At 70.4% G+C, this 17727-nt stretch carries 17 protein-coding genes; 9 read left to right on the top strand and 8 right to left on the bottom strand.

Features of this window, described 5'->3' with window-relative positions:
- The first annotated feature begins 11 nt into the window (after positions 1 to 11).
- The 4 genes from ACTOQ3_RS36920 to ACTOQ3_RS36905 all read left to right on the top strand — a co-directional run bounded on the left by ACTOQ3_RS36920 (position 12) and on the right by ACTOQ3_RS36905 (position 6091).
- Positions 12 to 1319, top strand: a complete 1308-nt coding sequence (locus ACTOQ3_RS36920) for a cytochrome ubiquinol oxidase subunit I (RefSeq protein WP_440088196.1) — start codon at positions 12 to 14, stop codon at positions 1317 to 1319.
- Positions 1298 to 2248 (top strand): cytochrome d ubiquinol oxidase subunit II, encoded by a 951-nt coding sequence (locus ACTOQ3_RS36915; protein WP_440088194.1) that lies wholly within the window; start codon positions 1298 to 1300, stop codon positions 2246 to 2248. Before ACTOQ3_RS36920 ends, ACTOQ3_RS36915 begins: the two co-directional genes overlap by 22 nt.
- A gap of 499 nt (positions 2249 to 2747) precedes the next feature.
- Entirely contained in the window at positions 2748 to 4178 is a 1431-nt protein-coding gene (locus ACTOQ3_RS36910; protein ID WP_440088193.1) for an aldehyde dehydrogenase family protein, read from the top strand.
- A 635-nt stretch (positions 4179 to 4813) separates the two neighbouring features.
- Positions 4814 to 6091 carry a glycosyltransferase gene (locus ACTOQ3_RS36905; RefSeq protein WP_440088192.1) on the top strand — a complete coding sequence of 426 codons (1278 nt, stop codon included), beginning with the start codon at positions 4814 to 4816 and terminating at the stop codon, positions 6089 to 6091.
- Between the two features lie 141 nt (positions 6092 to 6232).
- On the opposite strand, the gene ACTOQ3_RS36900 is transcribed toward ACTOQ3_RS36905, so the two are convergent.
- The 3 genes from ACTOQ3_RS36900 to ACTOQ3_RS36890 all read right to left on the bottom strand — a co-directional run bounded on the left by ACTOQ3_RS36900 (position 6233) and on the right by ACTOQ3_RS36890 (position 9740).
- Complete coding sequence (locus ACTOQ3_RS36900) at positions 6233 to 7372, bottom strand: FAD-dependent oxidoreductase (protein ID WP_440088191.1); 1140 nt, start codon at positions 7370 to 7372, stop codon at positions 6233 to 6235.
- A 238-nt stretch (positions 7373 to 7610) separates the two neighbouring features.
- Positions 7611 to 9284: a hypothetical protein gene (locus tag ACTOQ3_RS36895; protein ID WP_440088190.1), complete on the bottom strand. Its 1674-nt coding sequence runs from the start codon at positions 9282 to 9284 to the stop codon at positions 7611 to 7613.
- A gap of 237 nt (positions 9285 to 9521) precedes the next feature.
- Entirely contained in the window at positions 9522 to 9740 is a 219-nt protein-coding gene (locus tag ACTOQ3_RS36890; protein WP_440088188.1) for a hypothetical protein, read from the bottom strand.
- Between the two features lie 218 nt (positions 9741 to 9958).
- Between ACTOQ3_RS36890 and ACTOQ3_RS36885 the strand changes: the two genes are divergently transcribed.
- Complete coding sequence (locus ACTOQ3_RS36885) at positions 9959 to 10129, top strand: hypothetical protein (protein ID WP_440088186.1); 171 nt, start codon at positions 9959 to 9961, stop codon at positions 10127 to 10129.
- Between the two features lie 653 nt (positions 10130 to 10782).
- Here the strand turns inward: ACTOQ3_RS36885 and ACTOQ3_RS36880 are convergent.
- Both ACTOQ3_RS36880 and ACTOQ3_RS36875 read right to left on the bottom strand, forming a co-directional pair.
- Positions 10783 to 11199, bottom strand: a complete 417-nt coding sequence (locus ACTOQ3_RS36880; RefSeq protein ID WP_440088185.1) for a nitroreductase family deazaflavin-dependent oxidoreductase — start codon at positions 11197 to 11199, stop codon at positions 10783 to 10785.
- The gene (locus ACTOQ3_RS36875) at positions 11199 to 11822 is read right to left on the bottom strand and encodes an NAD(P)-dependent oxidoreductase (protein ID WP_440088183.1); all 624 of its coding nucleotides are present in this window, start codon (positions 11820 to 11822) and stop codon (positions 11199 to 11201) included. Before ACTOQ3_RS36875 ends, ACTOQ3_RS36880 begins: the two co-directional genes overlap by 1 nt.
- A 102-nt stretch (positions 11823 to 11924) precedes the next feature.
- Between ACTOQ3_RS36875 and ACTOQ3_RS36870 the strand changes: the two genes are divergently transcribed.
- Positions 11925 to 12311, top strand: coding sequence for a winged helix-turn-helix transcriptional regulator (locus tag ACTOQ3_RS36870; protein ID WP_440088182.1), 387 nt, complete (start codon positions 11925 to 11927; stop codon positions 12309 to 12311).
- Between the two features lie 78 nt (positions 12312 to 12389).
- Here ACTOQ3_RS36870 and ACTOQ3_RS36865 read toward each other — a convergent pair whose 3' ends face one another.
- Positions 12390 to 12599, bottom strand: coding sequence for a hypothetical protein (locus ACTOQ3_RS36865; protein ID WP_440088180.1), 210 nt, complete (start codon positions 12597 to 12599; stop codon positions 12390 to 12392).
- A gap of 53 nt (positions 12600 to 12652) precedes the next feature.
- Here ACTOQ3_RS36865 and ACTOQ3_RS36860 point away from each other — a divergent pair, with 53 nt between their 5' ends.
- Complete coding sequence (locus ACTOQ3_RS36860) at positions 12653 to 12847, top strand: CGNR zinc finger domain-containing protein (RefSeq protein ID WP_440088178.1); 195 nt, start codon at positions 12653 to 12655, stop codon at positions 12845 to 12847.
- A 23-nt stretch (positions 12848 to 12870) separates the two neighbouring features.
- Here ACTOQ3_RS36860 and ACTOQ3_RS36855 read toward each other — a convergent pair whose 3' ends face one another.
- Positions 12871 to 13824: a LysR family transcriptional regulator gene (locus tag ACTOQ3_RS36855; RefSeq protein WP_440088177.1), complete on the bottom strand. Its 954-nt coding sequence runs from the start codon at positions 13822 to 13824 to the stop codon at positions 12871 to 12873.
- A gap of 88 nt (positions 13825 to 13912) precedes the next feature.
- On the opposite strand from ACTOQ3_RS36855, the gene ACTOQ3_RS36850 reads away from it, so the two are divergent.
- A complete protein-coding gene (locus ACTOQ3_RS36850; protein WP_440088175.1) occupies positions 13913 to 15043 on the top strand; it encodes a saccharopine dehydrogenase family protein in 1131 nt (376 codons plus the stop codon).
- 11 nt (positions 15044 to 15054) lie between these two features.
- A complete protein-coding gene (locus tag ACTOQ3_RS36845) occupies positions 15055 to 15885 on the top strand; it encodes a class I SAM-dependent methyltransferase (RefSeq protein ID WP_440088173.1) in 831 nt (276 codons plus the stop codon).
- A 299-nt stretch (positions 15886 to 16184) separates the two neighbouring features.
- On the opposite strand, the gene ACTOQ3_RS36840 is transcribed toward ACTOQ3_RS36845, so the two are convergent.
- Positions 16185 to 17543 (bottom strand): hypothetical protein, encoded by a 1359-nt coding sequence (locus tag ACTOQ3_RS36840; protein ID WP_440088172.1) that lies wholly within the window; start codon positions 17541 to 17543, stop codon positions 16185 to 16187.
- Positions 17544 to 17727 lie beyond the last annotated feature (184 nt).

The raw sequence follows: 17727 nt of genomic DNA, 5'->3' as shown, positions 1-17727 counted from the left end.
CGTGCGAGACCATGGAGCCACTCGACCTCGCCAGGCTTGAGTTCGCGCTGACGACGAGCCTGCACTTCCTCTTCGTCGCGCTGACCCTCGGTCTCGCGCCCCTGATCCTGTACATGCAGGCCAGATGGGTGTTCGGCGGCAGGCCGGTGTACGAGCGGATGACCCGGTTCTGGGGGCAGATCTATCTCGTCAACTACGCGCTCGGCATCGTCACGGGCATCGTGATGGAGTTCCAGTTCGGGCTCAACTGGAGCGGCCTGGCGAAGCTGACGGGGGACGTCTTCGGCGCGTCCATCGCGTTGGAGACCCTGGTGGCGTTCTTCCTGGAGTCCACCTTCCTCGGGTTGTGGATCTTCGGATGGCACCGGCTCCCCCGGATCGCGCACCTCGGCGCGTTCGCCGTCGTCACGCTGACGGCCTACGCCTCGGCGTTCTTCATCATGGTGTCGAACTCCTTCATGCAGCATCCGGTCGGGTACGAGAGGTACGGGGCGGGCATCCGCCTGACCGACTTCGGCGCGCTGGTGGGCAACCCCGCCCTGACGGTGGCCCTGGCCCATCTGCTGCCGGCCGCGCTCAGCGTCGGGGCGTTCTTCGTGGCCGGTGTCAGTGCCCACCACTTCGTCCGGCGCACGCGGGACGTCGACTTCTTCCGCCGCTCGATGCGCGTGGGCCTGGTGGTGGCGGCCGTGACCGCGCCACTGGTCATGGTCACCGGCATCGCGCAGTTCCCGGTGATCGGCGGCTTCCAGCCCGCCAAGACTGCGCTGACCGGCGGCAGCGCCGAGGAGCTCGCCAGGGCCCGGAGCCTGCTCGCCGCCCGGTTCGGGCCGGGCGACCTCACCCCTCCCGCGTGGATCCACGAGGTCAGCCAGGTCATGGTCTACATCGGCCAGATACTGGCGCTGCTCTCCCTGATCCTCCTCCCGCTGATGGTCTGGCGCTGGAGCGTCCGCCTGCGGCCGCTGCTGTACGTGATGGTGTTCCTGATCCCGCTCCCGTTCGTCGCCGTCATCTGCGGATGGGTGGTCCGGGAGGTGGGCCGCCAGCCCTGGGCCGTCTACGGCCTGCTGAGAACCGAGGAGGCGCTCGGCGACATCGGCACGGTGGCCATCACCGGATCGCTGGTCGCGTTCACCGCGGTCCTGCTCCTGCTGGCCGTCGTCGACCTCTCGCTCATCGCCCACCTCGTCCGGCGCGGCCCCGACGAGGACGTGCTCAGGCTCGGCGCCAGGACCCTGCCGGCGCCGGAGGCCGACGCCGCCACTCACCTGTCGCCGGAAAGGGAGGAAACGCCATGGACGTCGTCTGGCTACTGATCCTGGGGCTGATCCTGGTCGGCTACTTCGTCCTGGAGGGGGCCGTCCTCGGCGCGGGGCTGCTGCTGGGCAGGTACGGCACGCGCGACGACACGGACGTCTCCGTGGCCGCTTTCGCACCGTTCGTTCTGGCCAACGAGGTATGGCTGGTCGCCGTGGCGGGCGTGCTGATGGGCGCGTTCCCGCTCGTGGAAGGAGAGATCATCTCGGGGCTCTACCCGTTCGTCGTCACCGGCCTCGTCGGATGGGTCGTCCGTGACGCGGGGCTGTGGTTCAGGCTCCGCCGTACGGGGGGCGCCTGGCGGCGCCTGTGGGCGAGGGCGATCGTCGTCGGCAGCGGGTTGCTGGCCGTCGCGTGGGGGTTCGTCATCGGCAACCTGCTCCTCGGCCTGCCCGGGACGCCGCTGTCGACCGGCAGGCTGTTCGCCCCCTACGCGGTGCTGTGGGCGGTGACCCTGCCCGCGTTGCTCGCGGCGCACGGCACGGCCTTCCTGGCCCGCCGCCTGCCCGGCCGTCTCCGTCCCGACGTCCGGCGGCTCGGGGTCAGGGTCACGAGGCTCGCCCTGGCGCTCACCGCCGTGGCGACGGGCGGCGGCCTCGCGGTGACCGTCGTCACCCGGGGGCTCGGCGACGTCCCGGCGATGCTCCCCCTCCTCGCCGCCGTGGCGGCGCTGTGGTGGATCCGGTCCCGCCCGTTCGACGGAGGCGGCCGGGTCCTCGCGCTCAGCGCCGTGGCGGTGAGCGTCCCCGCCGCCGCGGCCGGGCTGGCCGTCGCGCCCGGCCTGCTGGCCCACCCGGCGAGCGGGCGGGCTCTGGCGGTGCTGACCGCCTACGGGCTCGGCGCGCTCGTCCTCGTCGTCGTCGCGCAGGTGTGGGCCTGGCGGCTGTTCGACAGGCGCGTCGAGCCGGACGCCCCGTCCTTCTTCTGACGTCACCTGCGTTTCTGCTCCCGCTCCCGCGGAGAGCACCACCCCTTGGCCGAGGGCACCACCCCTGAACGTCCCGCCTGGCGAAGACCGTCCAGGCGCCACCGACGGACAGGCCCGCCCAGGCGGCGAGCACGATCAGGGCCGGCGCACGGTTGCCGGGCGATGACCACGATGCCCTGTTCACATGCTTGTACTTAAGGTATGGCTCCGGGGATCGCGGATCACTTCGCGAGCCGGCGTGTTCAGCCGACGTGTCGGAAAGGACGGTCCGCGCCGTGCCGGGTGGGACCGGTACACGGTGGCAGGCCGTTCCGAGGTCGTTCGGCCGGCGCTTCCCAGCCGGCTCGCCGAACCACCGGACAAGCCTCGCGCTTCGCGGCGGCATCCGTGCCACCTGTGTCCGCGGACAACGTGTCCCCGCCCTGACCAGGGTCTTCCTCGTTATCCGCGGATCGTCTCGACCTGGATGTCGTCCTCCACGCGGTGAATCGTTGAGGCCATGACACCCACACATGAGCACCTGAGTACGACCGGTCACTGGATCGACGGCGCGATCGTCGACGCGAGCGGCGACACCATCGACGTCGTCAACCCCGCCACCGGCGACGTCGTCGCGACGATCCCGGCCGGCACCGCGGCCGACGTCGACCGCGCCGTCGCGGCGGCGCGGGCCGCCTCCCCCGGATGGGCGGCGACCGAACCGGCACAGCGGGCTTCGATCATCCAGCGGCTGGCCGACGAGCTGTCCGCGCGCAACGAGGAGATCGCGCAGGCCGTGACCGCCGAGATGGGTGCCCCGATCACCCTGGCCCGCCTCGGCCACGCGGGTTTCCCCGTCGCGGTCGCGTCCGCGACGGCCGGCCTCGCGGCCGGGTTCCCGTGGACCGAGGAGATCGGCAACTCCCTCGTCGTCCGCGAACCCGTCGGTGTCGTCGGCGCGATCACCCCGTGGAACTTCCCGCTCCAGCAGATCATGACGAAGATCGCACCCGCGCTGCTGGCCGGGAACACCGTCGTGCTCAAACCCGCCGAACTCGCCCCCCTGACGGCACGACTGTTCGCCGAGGCCGCGAGCGCCGCGGGTATGCCCGCGGGCGTGTTCAACGTGGTGTACGGATCCGGGCCCGTCGTCGGCGAGGCGATCGCCGCCCATCCCGACGTGGACATGGTCTCGTTCACCGGTTCCACGGAGGTGGGCAAACGCGTCTCGGTCGTCGCGTCGGCCACGGTCAAGCGGGTCGGGCTCGAGTTGGGCGGCAAGTCCGCCAACCTCGTGCTCGAGGACGCCGACCTGGACCACGCGGTCGACGAGACGCTCGTCTACGCCTGGACCAACAACGGTCAGGCCTGCGGAGCGTGGACCCGCATGCTCGTCCCGGCGGCCCGGCATGACGAGATCGTACGGATGCTCGTCACGGCGGCGAAGGCCTACACCGTCGGAGACCCCACCGACGAGGCCACCCGGCTCGGCCCCCTGGCGTCGGAGCGGCAGTGGAGCCGCGTCAACGGCTACATCGAACGCGGCATCGCGGACGGGGCGACCCTCGTCGTCGGCGGCCCCGGCCGGATCCCCGGCCTGGAGCACGGCGCGTACATCCGGCCGACCATCTTCGCGAACGTCGACCCGGACTCGGTGATCGCGCAGGAGGAGATCTTCGGACCCGTGCTGTCCGTCATCCCCTACGACGACGAGGACCACGCGGTCAAGATTGCCAACAGCACGATCTACGGCCTCAACGCCGCCGTGTTCGGCGAGGACGAGCACGCCCTGCGGATCGCCGGGCGGCTGCGGGTCGGGCAGGTGTACATCAACGGCGCCCGGTTCAACCCGCTCGCCCCGTTCGGCGGATACAAGCAGTCCGGCAACGGACGCGAGATGGGCCGCGCGGGCGTGGAGGAGTTCACCGAGCTCAAGGCCATCCAGCGCTAGCCCCGCGTTCCGCGCGTGACCCCGATCCACCTGGGGTGACCACCCGTCGCACCGGATCAGACGGAGCTGCCGGCCCGCGACGGTGCGACGGGTGCGGAAACCGGGATCGGTCGGCCTGCACATGAGAACGGCACCTCGCCCGGGACCAGTACCTCGGGACTTCCGAAACGCGTCGCCTGCACCACCCGCATGTCAATCGCTCCCCCGCACTCGGCCCACCCGTACACCGGCGCAGAGAAGTCTCCAACCTCAACCGGAGTCGAGGTCAAGCGACCACGAACGGCGGCACACCGCTCTCGACCCTCATGATCCAGGCCATTGCCCGTCTCGCCCGGCCGGCCTTCGGATTCCACCCGAACAACGCCGGTGTCCGTCAAGCCGACGTTTTCCACGAGGACACGTTCTCGTAATCCGCGTGAGGAGTACTTGAGGGGCCACCCGTGAACGCATCGCGCCTTTGCCGGGCGGCCTGCCGGCGAGACCGTTCACCGTGGACCGATACTGCCGTTCGTGCCCCAGGAGTTTCGAATACGCACGGGAAGAATGCACGATCCGGCCTTTACGTATTGTCGACTCGACAACTATCGTCCTGAACAGGGTGATATGTTGATGCTTCGCATCAATTGGAGCCTGGGATGCGCGTCCTCATCGTTACGGATTCGTTTTCGCCGAGAATGGACGGGGTGGCGGTCTCCGTCGACTCTCTGATTCACGGCCTTGTCTCCGCCGGCCATGATGTGGGAGTGGTCTTTCCGGGGCGGCGCTCGGAGTACAGGGTGGACGAAACAGGCACTCAGCGGTGGCGCGTGTCGTCGTTCAGGACGCCGTTGGACGGATATCCGCTCTCTCTGGCCTCCGCGAGGAGCATCGCACGAATTATTCGTGTTTTCGAACCGGATTTCGTCTCCGTTCAGACCATTGGCTCTCTCGGGGTGGCGTCTCTGCGCGCGTCGCACCGGCTGGAATCGCCTGTCGTGCTCTCCTGGCATACGGATTTCGAGTCCTACCTCAATAAATATCGGCTGGCGTGGCTGTTCATACTTCCCTCGTACGTTCTCCTGAGGGGAGGAGGTGTTCGGTTGTGCCGCGACGTGATGAGGAAGGCAGCCGGCGCCGGCAGGTCCGGTGTCATTCGGGAGATCCTCGCGTACGTGGCCGATTCCGCTGACCTGGTGGTCGCCCCGTCCGCCAAAACCGCTTCCTACCTGAAGGGCCTGGGAGCCGAGCGGCCTGTTTTCGTGCTGCCCACCGGCGTCGAGGAATCGGAGTTGAGGGGAGGAACACCGCCGGAGGGGCTGGTCGAGTCCATCGAAGCCACTCCGGAGGGAAGCCGCGTCGTCTACGTCGGCCGTCTGAGCCGGGAGAAGGGAATCGATTTTCTGGTGGAGGCGTTCGGGCACGTCATGAAGCACCGGCCACGAGCGGCTCTCATCCTCGTGGGCCCGTGCGAAGACCCGAGAACGTGGCTTCGACTGCGTGCGGCGCAGGCGCGTCTGGGAGCGAACCTTCTCGTGGCGGGCCCCGTGGAGCGTCGAATACTGTCGGACCTCTACCGTCGGGTCGATGTCTTCGCCACCGCCTCCGTCACGGAGACACAGGGAATCACGGTGTGGGAGGCCGCCCTCGCGGGACTACCCGTCATCGCCAGGGATGACTTTCTCGACGAGGAGGTCCGTGAGGAGGTCCTGGGCGGCCTGCGGACACCGGAGGGGTTCGGGAACGCGATTCTGGGTCGCATCGATCGGGACAGCCGGGCCGGGAAGGGCTGCAGGACGCGGGTGGGGCCCACCGGTACCGACAGGGCGCGACTGCTCGTGGCGGCGGTCGGCCATGTGCTGTCCGGTGAAACCGGCGGATCAGCCCGGCCTGGTCCGTGGTTTTCGCGAGACGGAGCCTGGCGCGAAGAACGATGACGTGCACGGAGCCTGGCCCGAGGGACGATGACGTGCGTGGAGGCGAATCAGATCGGCATGGTTCCGGCCTCGGCGTCCACCGCCGGGTGGGCGCCTGCCGCAGGGGTCATGACACCTCCGTCACAGGCGAGCCGGCCGGTGTCACCGGTGAGGATGGTCGATCGCCAGGTCCGCGAGCCGTGAGTTGACCTCGGGAAACGAGCCGTCGCCGAACAGGATCCGCGCCGCCAGGGCACGACCGGCACGACCGCGTAGCGCGGTCACCGCCGCCTCCGCCGCGGCGGGGGATCGGATGCCGGCGAACACGCGGCGCAGCAACAGCCGGCCTCGGAACCGGGTCCGCAACGCGTGCCCGTCGTAGCGGCCGAGCACGCGTCGGTCGCCGGTACGCAGGTACCCGGCGGTGACCGCCGCGGCCAGTTCGGACATGCGCAGGCAGGGGTCCAGCCCCCCGGCCGTCAGTGGCGACACCGCGCCCGCCGCGTCTCCGACGAGCAGCCCGGCGGGGCACGCCAGCCGTCGCAGCACGCCGCCGACCGGGATCGGACCACCCCTGCGCTCGACCGGCCCGGCCGGCGGTGTGGCGCCGGGCGCGTCCGCGGCGAAGGCGTCCAGCAGGTGGCGGACGCCGGTGCGCATCGCGTTCGGGTATCCCGCAACGCCGACATGCGCGTACCGGCCGTCGTCGATGACCCATCCCAGGTACCCCGGAGCGATCCGGGGGTCCAGCACGCAGTGGAACGCCGGGATGGCCGTGCCCGGCGCGATCGGGTGGACGATCTCGGCACCGACGAGGAAGCGCCGGTTGACATCGAGCCCGAGATCACGGGCCACCCGGGAGCGGGCGCCGTCCGCGCCGACGACGAACCGGGCCGTCACCGGTTCCGCACCCTCGAACCGCACGAAACCCATCGACGCGTCGACGTACCGTACGCCCAGCAGGACCCGCGCCCCGGCCGACTCCGCCGCGCGGTGCTCGTGCTCGTAGACGGCCGCCATGTCGGCCACGCGGTACTCGTCCCGGTCGCTGGTGAGCCGGATCGGCGCCCGCCGCGACGGCGGATACAGCAGCACGTCCCGGATACCCGGCCCGAGCAGGTGATCCGGCACGTCGAAGTCCTCGAGGGTGCGACGCACGAAGATCCCTGTCGTGCGGATGCCCGTCGACAGGGACCTGCGACGGTCGACCACCGTCACGCTCAGTCCCCGTCGCGCGAGCAGGCGGGCTGTGCGCAGGCCGGCCAGGCCCGCACCCACGACCAGTACATCCACTGTCTGCATACCTTGCGACGGTAGGGGCGACGCCTCATCCGTACGATGGTTTGCACGCTACCTGCCCCATACCTCCACACCGCCGCCACACTCGAGACCGTGGACCGCTCCTCTGGCGAGAGGTGGCCGCAGAACCGGCGTCGGGCTCCTCGAAAGCCCGCGCCGGGGAACTTCGGACGCTCGCTCAGGGTCACGCACCGACGTGGGCGGGGAGAACGTGGCGATCGGCGTAACCGGCCGGCCATCGCTACGCCGCTCTCCTGGCCGGGTAGATGAGGATGAGATCCACGCCGGGCCGGGTGTACAGGCGCAGCCGGTAGAGGCCGGGACCGCTGCGCGCGAGATCGGGGAAGCGCACCTTGCTCGCCGACAGCGTCTGCATCACCAGGCGACCCGATTCGCTGACGATGTCCGCCTCGACCACCGCGTCCCAGCCTTTGCGTCGCAGGGGTGGCGGGGCCGAGCGCAGCGCCTTCGCCGTCACACAGGTCGCCCAGTCCTGGCTGGGGGTGAAGATGAGGGCCAGCTGACCGCTGGTCGCCAGGGTGTCGACCGGTTTCGCGCTCCAGATCGCCGTGGAATCTTCCTCGGTTTCCGCTTCCGCGTCGTAGATGCCGTAGGGCTGGGAGTCCCAGTCGTAGTAGGACGCGGTCGCCTGGAACCGGGTACGCAGCGCGGGCCACGGGTCGCGGCACCGGGCGTCCTCCTCGCGCGCCTCGCGCGCCAGCCGTTCGCGCACGAGGTTCTCCTTCTCTGCCTTCTGCTGGTCCATCTGCGCGGACGACAGCAACAGATCCGGATGTTTCCGTCCGACCACCTCCGGGCAGAGCAGCGCGAGCAGCGCGGGCCGAGCCTTGACCGGCTCCCCGGCCGCGAACCTGGCGCACGCGTCCCTGCCCCTGCCGAGCAGGGCCTGGTCCGAGACATGCCGGCCGGGCTTGGTCACGCTGCACAGGTAGGCCCGATCGCGCTTGTGGGCCGGGATGTCCGCGACACGTGGCGGTTTCGACCACGCCCAACATTCCGCGAACTCATCGTCCTGCCGTCCCATGAGGCCATCGCCCTGCCAGCCCGTGAGCCCATTGCTCTGCCAGGTGTAGGTGAGATGTGGACGGCCCTCGGGTCCGACGACCATCAGCGGGAGGACGGCGGCGGTGGCCGCGACCGCCGTGGGCACTCGCAGAGGCGCCTTCCGCCTCGGCTCACGGTTCAGCTCATGGGCCGTGCGCGCCAGCCAGACGATGTAGAGCACGTTCATCGCCTCGGCGATCGACTCGATCGGGCCGCCGCGCGTCAGGGCGTCCGCGAGCTCCACCAGGAACGCGCTCGCGAACGTGCCCGCACCGATGAGGAGCGTCACCCGGCTCCAGCGTCCGTCGCGCCGCTGGGCGAGCAGGAGCATCACCATCACGACGAACGTGGCCACCACCGCGGCCATGGCAGTCGCCCGGTAGGCCGAACTCACGAAGAACCGGAGCTCTGAATCGTCTGCCAGGCTGTTCGCGAGCGATATGGCCGGTTCCACCAGTCCGAGCAGGAGTAGAGCCAGCCGGAAGGACCGCCCCGACCCGGTGAGCACCACCGTGAACAGCACGAGCGCGGGCACCCAGAGCGCCAGCCCGATGACCGTCTCGACCGGGCCCGGGAGGAACGAGGGGATCAGCAGCCACACCACGTCGGCGTACAGCAGCAGCCGCAGCCACGTGGCCGCCCGGCCCATCGGCACGGCCGTGGGCGCGGGTCCCCGCAGAACCTGCCACAGCATCCACGCGTTCACCAGCCCGAGCAGCAGCAAGCCGCCCAGCACCAGAGGAGAACTCCCGACGCTCTCGCCGGGCGGGTACCACATGGTGACCAGCCATGCGGGTGTCGCGGTGCCGATCACCAGGCTGAGGATGATCGAACCGAGGGTGATGCCCAAGGAGGCAAAAGCCGCCAAACGGTGTATGCGCACGATGAAGCATGATCGTAGTACGACCGGGCGACGCTCTCGCGAAGGTCCGGTGAGGTCCCCCCGGAGCCGGTCGGCCCGCACGGTCCACGGCCGTTCCCGGCCCGGCGGCCCGGCCTTCCCCGTGGTGGCCGACCCGAAGGGTCGCGTCGTCGGCCGAAGCTCCACACCCGCTCCGGCCTGGCCACCGGCCGGCTTGAGGCGTGCTCACCGGTTGGGAGACTTGCGGTACGTGACCGGCTCGTCCCCCTTCCCGGGGAACGCCATGATCAGCAGACGTTGGCCGTTCTCCTGCTTTCCCTTCCACGTGAACCAGTCGTAGTGCACGCGGACGAAATACTCGATCGTGCCTCTGGGGCCGATCCAGAGGTACCTGCCGTGCGCGAGGTTGACGGCGGCGGGGATCAGCGGGAGCACGATCGCCACGGCGGGCAGCGGCCACCGCCTGGTCGCCGACCGCGCCGGCGCCTGCCTCGGGACCGGCCACGGACACCACCTGCGCGATGACGCCCATCCGGACGGTCGCCGCGCTCCAGCGGGGATCCCTGGCCTGGGCGATCAGGATCGACACGGACCACGCCAGCCAGACGTAGCCGTACCCTCCGGCAAGGGTGAAGATCCGCGCGACGGAGCCCAGGTCGAAGATGTCCGTGATTTCCTGGCCGACGCTGCTCACGCAGGCGACGACGCCGGCGACGAGCGAGAACAGCCGCAGCCTGCGGGAGACGATGTCACGGAGTACCAGGAAGAACAGCCAGACGATGGCCAGCTGCACGAAACCGGAGGTGATCGCCGTCACCGACCAGAACCAGTAAATCTCCAACGCCAGAATCAGCGGGACGCCGACGATGCTCGTCAGCCCGTAGCCGACGCTGACATACAGGGCGAGCCGCAGCAGGCCGACCTTCCTGCCCCGGCGTGTCAGCTCGCCGCGGGCGCGCCCGCGCAGCACCTGCCACAGGGCCCACGCCTGGAGCGCCCCGATGAGGACCAGGACGAGCGCCAGCCCCCACGGGACGGTGAACGTGTCTTCGTCCGGACCGAGGAACCAGCCCATGCTGGAGTCGCGGGTGACGACCTTCCAGAGGAGATCGCTCCGGTCGGTGGTCAGCGCGAAGCCGCCCAGCACGGCGATCGCGACGAGGTAGCCGAGCGCGATCAGGACGGCGATCCTGCCGAAACGGTAGCGACGCATGGCCATCTCTCGGGAGGGCGGAGCGGTCAAAGCGCCTAACCCTAGCGAGTCACCAGAAAGTTGATCAGGCTATGGCGAGTGCGGAGCTTTCGCGACCCGTTATCGCTTCTCGTCACGCCGCGGCGCCCGCCCACCGGGACGCCGGACCCCGCACCCGGTGGGCCCGAGGCGCCGCGCCGACGCGCTCGAGCCCGCCGTGAGCGTCAGGACGTGGCCACCGCCGCCCGGAAGCGTCACGAAAGCCCCGAGCCCCGAAAGCACTGTGCCCGGTCGTTACCGGCGTTCCAGGAGGACAACGGGGATCTCGCGGGTGGTCCGCTCCTGGTAGGCCGCGTACTCCGGCCTCGCCGACACCATCAGGCGCCATAGCGGCGGACGCTCCGCGGCCACGGCGGGACGCGCTCGCGCGGCGAAGGCCTCCGTACCGACCTGCACGGTGACGCACGGATCGGCGAGCAGGTTCAGATACCAGGCTGGATGGTGGTCCGCGCCGCGGTTGGAGGCCACCAGGACGTAGCGGTCGCCGTCGAGCCCGTAGACCAGCGCGGTGCGGCGCAGCGCGCCGGTTCTCCGGCCCCGGGTCGTCAGCAGTAGATCGTTCACGCCCGGCCGTGGCCGGCCGCCGGTCTCCCGGAAACGACGGATGTGCTCGGCGATCCAGGGATCCGGGCTGTCGTGGATCTCGGGCATCACGCCTCCCGGATGCTGACGGCGGCGCGGCGGTGGCGAGGGGCCTCGATCTCGTCGAGCAGCGCGATCGCGAAGTCCGCGTACGAGATCCTGGCGGCCGGGTCCGCATGATCGGCGATCCGGTACCGGCCGGTGCGCGTGCCGGCATGGTCGAAGTCGCCGGCCGGCGCGACGTACGTCCAGTCGAGGTCGCAGCCCTGAAGCACGGCGAGCCCCGCCGCGTGGCCGAGATAGAAGTCGCGGTACTCGTTGGGGTAACCGGGCTCGTCCATCAGGGGAGCACCCGACGCCCCGGGCATGATCGACGCGAGGCCGACCACCGCCAGCCGGCGCACGCCCGCCTCCGCCAGACCGGTGGTCAGGGCGCGAGCCGACGCGGTGAAGAACTCGTGAGGCGGCACCGACAGGTCCGCGGCGGCGCTGACGGCCGCGTCATGCCCCGCGGCCGCGTGCGCGACGCTCGTCCCGTCCGTGACGTCGCCCGCCACCACCCGTACGTCGGCCAGGTCACTGTGGCCCGCGAGGTCACGCACCACGGCGGTGACCCGGTGCCCACGCCGGCGCGCCTCGGCGACGACCTGCCTACCGGCTCTGCCGCCCGCGCCGAAGACCACGATGTTCATCGCGAACCACCTTTCACCGGGGCCGGATCCCATCCGCCCGGCCGCTTCGCGGACGCTATCGAGGGCCGTGGTTACCGCTGGGATACCGGCTATCGTGAGGCCATGAGGGAACCCCTGCCCGCCGACATGTTCGACGAGCTGTGCCCGTCCTCGCTCAATCCGATCCGGTTCGGCGACAAGTGGGCGGCGCTCATCATCCGCTGCCTCGAACACGGGCCGCGCCGGTTCTCCGAGCTGCGCGTGCCGCTGAGCCGCGTCACTCCCAAGGTCCTCACCCGGTCACTGCGTTCCCTCGAACGGGACGGGCTGGTCAAGCGCACCGTCCACGCCGGCGCCACCCCGCGTGTCGAGTACGAGCTGACCCCGCTCGGCCACAGCATGCTCCGGCCGATGGCGATCGCCTGCGCCTGGACGCGGGAGCACTGGGACGAGTTGCTCGACGCCCGCGAGTCGTACGACGACAACGCCCGCCTCGACCGCGCCGGCTGACGCGCGTTGAGCCGCGACCCGTACGTGTCCACCGCCTCTGCCACCTGGTACGCCATCGGCCCGGGACGGATCGGACGCTTAACGATCACTTTCCGGAACAGGATGGATCGTTTCCCGCTCGTTCGGTGGCGTGTGGTGCGGGCGGTAGGCGACGGCCGCGACGATCGCGCTTGACAGGGCGACCACCGAGGCGGCCGTGAACGCCGCCGCTCCGCCGGTGTCCGACTCGCTCAGGTAGCCCGCGACGGCGGTTCCCAGGCCGTAGCCCGTCCACATGAAGGTGTTCAACCAGGCGAAGACCTCGGTTCGGTGGCAGGCAGGGCGGCACCTACGTGGAGGCGATGGGCGGTGAGTTCGCCACCGCCCTGGCGCTGATCGTGGACGGCTACGGGGCCGAGCGCTTCGGACGGTGCTCGGCCGATCGGTGCGACGCCGTCTACGTCGACCTCACGCGCAACGGATCGCGCCGGTACTGTGGCCCCGCCTGCACCGCCCGGGCCAAGAGCGCCGCGTACCGCAGCCGGCTGCGACGCTGAGAGATCCGCCCCCTGTCCGGTGATCAGGCCGGGGCCTGCTCCCGGCTCACGCGGGCGATCACGTCCAGCAGGGCGGTCACGGCAGGGAGGCGGAAAGGCGGCGCCAAGGAGGCCGCGTACAACCGGCGGGAGGGGAGCGAGGGAACGGTCGGCCTCCTCACCACCCCCGGGTGTACGGCGCCCCGCACCAGCGTGGGCACGAGCATGACGCCGGATCCGCCCGCGACCAGGGCTTGCCTGCCGTTCCAGTCCTCGCAGAAGAACCCGATCCGAGGGGGTCGGCCCAGGGCTTCGGCGAGCTGCGGGAGCGGGCCGAGGCAGTCGGGGTAACCGCCTTCGATCCACACCTCATCACACAGGTCAGGCAGCGGCACCTGGCTGAGCCGGGCCAGCCGATGGCCGGCGGGCAAGGCGACCTCGAACTCCTCATCCAGCAACGGCAGCAGATCGACTCCGGTGAGATCGGCGGGATCGAGGGGCTCGGCCGACGAGTCGTGCTTGGCCGCCGGCGGATCCGCGTACAGGTTCCAGGCGGTGACCAGGGTGAGGTCGATCCGGGCCTCTTTGATCGCGGCCATCGGCCCCGCGGCGTCCTCCCGCATCAGGCTCAGCCGCACTCCGGGGTGGGATCGGCTGAAACGCCTGATGACCTCCGGCATCAACCAGGTGTTCGCGCTGGAGAACGCCGACAGGCGCAGATGCCCGGTCTCGGCGCCGGTGAAGGCGTTCACCCGCATCTCCAGGGCCCGCAGGCGCGCCAGGACGTCCCGCGCCTGCTTGGCGACCATCTCACCGGCCGCCGTCGCCTTGACGCCGCGCGCGGTGCGCCGGAAGAGGGACACGCCGAGCCTGCGCTCCAGACCGCCGATCTGCCGTGACACGGCCGGCTGGGTCATCGACAGGGCTTCGGCCGCCGCCGAGAAGGAGCCGCGCTCCTCCACCTCGACCATCACCTGCAACGTCCAGGGATCGAGCATGTGCGAGCCACTCCCTCCGATCGGCCTGCCATGCGGACCACGCATGTCCCCCATAAGACATCCGCAGTGGTGTGCATATCACTCCCACGTGATCCTGGGAACCTCAGCGCTTCCCGACACCGAACTGCGAGGGCACAGCATGCACACAGGCTCCGGCGAACACCGGGAGTGGTCCGGCGCGGGCAAGTCGATCGTCGTCATCGGCGGGTACGGAGCGGTCGGCGGCGCGACCGCGCGACAGCTCGGCCTGTGGTTCCCCGGCCGGACCGTGGCGGCCGGGCGCGACCCGACGAAGGCGCGGACCTTGGCGCGATCCACCGGCGCCGCGGTCAGAGCGGAAGGCGTCGACGTCAGCGATCCCGCCGATGTGGATCGGCTGCTCGACGAGGCGGCCGTGGTCGTGATGTGCGTCGAGCGCGCCAACGCGGCACTGGCCGAGGCGTGTCTGCGGCGGGGGGTGCACTACGTCGACGTCAGCGCGTCCACCTCGGTGATCCGGGAGATCGAGTCGCTGGACGAGCTCGCGGCGCGGCACCGGGCGACGGCCGTTCTCAGCGTCGGCGTGGCCCCTGGGCTGACCAACCTGCTGGCCCGTCACTGTCTCGAGCGCCTCCCGTCAGGAAACAGGATCGACATCAGTCTCCTGCTGGGCCAGGGCGGCGACCACGGCGCGGACTCGGTGCGATGGATCGTCGCCGGCCTCACCCGCCCGGACGGGTGGCGGCGGCCCGGCACCCGGCGGGCACGCGTCCGGCTTCCTGGCTGGGGAACGCGGACCGTCCACCCGTTCCCCTTCTCCGACCAGCGGACGATCGGCGAATCGTCGCGGATCACGGCCACCACGCGGATCTGCTTCGACTCGGCCCTCGTCACCTCGGTCCTCTTCGGGCTCGCGACCATCGGATTCTTCACCCTGGTGGGCCGGTTGCGTGCCGAATCGCCGCTCACGTCAGCGCTTTCCCGGTGGCACCGCGGGTCCGACCGCTTCGTCGTCCACGTGAGGGCGTCGGACGCCGAGGGGAACGCGGTGTCGAGCACCGTCACGGGCCGCGACACCTGCCGGATCACCGGTGCCGTGGCGGCTCTGGTGGCTCGCGACCTGTTCACCGCCTCGCTTCCCGCCGGAGTCCTGCACATCGACGCGCTTCAGCCCTCCCGGCCTCTCCTCGACGAGTTGCGCGAGCACCTGACGACCGTCGATCACAACGCCCAGAACTGATCAGGAGACCCATGTCCCTCCCGAACGCCGCACAGGCGAACTCATGGAACGGGCCCGAAGGAGCCCACTGGGCCGAGAGCACGGACCGCACCACGGGCCGCAACACCGCCTTGCACCGGCTGTTGTTCGAGGCCGCGGCGATAGAGGAAACGGACAAGGTCCTGGACATCGGATGCGGCGCGGGCGAGACGACCATCCTGGCGGCTCGTCAGGCGTCCCGCGGATATGCCGTGGGTCTCGACCTCTCCCGGCCGATGCTGGAACGGGCCCGCGCCGACCAGGTCCGAACCGGGCTCGCCAACCTCCGGTTCGAGGAAGGGGACGCCCAGGTCCATCCCCTGGGCGACAGCGAGTTCGACGTGGCCATCAGCCAGTTCGGAATCATGTTCTTCGCCGACCCCGTGGCCGCCTTCGCCAATGTCGGCCGCGCCCTGAAACCCGCGGGCCGTCTCGTCTTCGTGTGCCCTCGGCGGATGACCCGATGCGAGTGGTACACCATTCCGATCTCCGCTCTGACCGGGCCTCCCGAGCCCTCCCCGAACGCGTACGAACCTGGGATGTTCTCGCTCGCCGACCGGGGGAGAATCGAGAACGTGCTCCACGGGGCCGGATTCCGGACGGTCACGGCGGCCTCCGCCGGCGTTTCCCTGTTCTTCGGCCAGGACGCCGCGAGCGCCGCCGGCTTCTTTCTCGGCACCGGCCCCGTTCGCGCGATTCTCGACGACGCGGTCATGACGGCCGACGCCGCCCGAACCGTTCTGGAGGATGCGCTGCGGCCTTACGCGGGTCCTGAAGGCGTCCGCCTGGGCGGAGAGCTTTGGGTGGTCACCGCCCGGCGGTGACTGTTCGAGGTCGCGCCGGAGGCCGCGCCTGACGCCGCGCGCCCCTTTCCGTGGCCCACCGACCTCCTCACCCGTCCAGCGTCAGCTGTCTCGCCGGCTTTTCGCCGGCCATCGCGTCGTCCGATGATGAGATCGCTCTCCCGGTGCTCCGGCGCGGGCGACCGGCCGATCTCCGGCCCGTCCCCGACCAGGGCGCGGATCCTGTCACGCTTCAAGATCTACCTCAGGAAGGTCGATTCATTCGACCAGCCGGGACCAGGGGGTGAACCCCTTTACCTCTCCGGGTTCGCAGGGGCCGGTCACCAGGTGAATCCGCCGACGTAGGTTTCACCCCGCCAGACGACCCTGTGCGGGAAGGCGCCGGCGGCCGTCGGAGTGAGACCGACGCGGAGCAGTTCGTAGTCCTTGCCCCCGCACGGGCGGTTACCGGCCGTCGAATCGTTCTCGTTGTCCTTGCCGACCAGGAGATGCCGACCGGATCGGTCCAGCGCCATCGACACGATCTCGCCGCAACTCAAGGTGAGTACCGTGGTCACCTTCCGGTCCCCGTCGTAGAGGAGCAGCTCGGACGGCTGCTCGTAGCTGCCCTGGCGCACCCGCAGGGTCCGGCCGTCCGGCAGAGGATGAGGGAGAGTATGGCTGCCGTTGTCGCGGGGCGCCCGGACGAGCATCGCCGCGGACGGCGAATCCGACGCGGGCATCCGCACGTCAAGGGCGCCCTCCCAGGCCTTCACCAACTCCGGTCTCGGCGGGTACGTGACCCCGGTGAAGTGGAGGTCGCCGGGAAGCACCAGAGCGTGGGCGTCCCTCCAGTAGAACCCGTACGCGGCCGCCCGCCATTCGACGTCCGGGTCGAGGACGCCGACGTAGGTGGTCTGCTCGTGATCGCGGCCCTCGGTCCGGCGGCTGTAGGCGATACGGCCCTCGGGCGACAGCACGATCCGGTCGACGCTCCCGTTCAGCCTGCCCGACAGCGCCTGACCCAGCTTCGCCTGACCGTCGGCGTCCACCGTCAGGCGGTGGATGCGTGAGACGAAGCCGCGCGGCGACCAGGAGTCCTGGCCCTGCCGCAAGGTCACGCTCACCACGTACTCACCCGGCTCCCGGGTGGCGGCCACCGCGTTGACCGGGATGGCGCGCCTGCCCAGGTAGGGCATGTACTCATGGGCGATGCGGCCCGTGTCCAGGTCCACCGTCTCCAGATAGCCCGCGGTGAGCAGCGCGTACCGGGGAGTGCCGTCATCCGCGACCGGTGGCGCCGCCAGTCGCTCGGGCAGGATCCGTACGGCCTGCACGACGAGCACGATCACCCCGAGCGCCGCGACCAGCCTCAGTACTGAGCCCCGGTCCGGGCGCACGCGCGTCCCGGCGGCGCCCGCGAGCAGGATCATCGTCAGTGGCGAGATCACCCAGGCCAGAACCACCGGCAGGACGCGGAACGGCTCCGGGTCCGGCAGGCAGCCGGGCGGCGGCTCCACGGGCGGCCTGAGCACCTCCGCGGCGACCGCCAGCACCTCGGGCAACGCGACGATCACGAACCCGGCGACCGCGGCCATCAGGTGGACGCGGGCCTTGTCGCGCCTGGCCACGAACAGCGCGATCATCGCCAGGACGAACGGTCCCGCCAAATACAGTTCGCCCGACGCCACCTCGGCCACGTCGGCGATTGTGCGGCGGACAGGACCCACCGGGTGCAGGGTCGGTGGCCCGACACACGTGACGTGCCGCGGGGGCGTCAGCACATCCCAGACGATCTCCCATAACGCGTACGAGGCCGCCAGCCACCACCAGAACACCGGATGGCGCCGCCGCGGTCCGAGAGGAGACACGGAGAGCACAGCG

The sequence above is a fragment of the Streptosporangium sp. LJ11 genome, assembly GCF_051918945.1.
GTDB lineage: Bacteria > Actinomycetota > Actinomycetes > Streptosporangiales > Streptosporangiaceae > Streptosporangium.
This window is presented reverse-complemented; position numbering and strand designations above follow the sequence as displayed.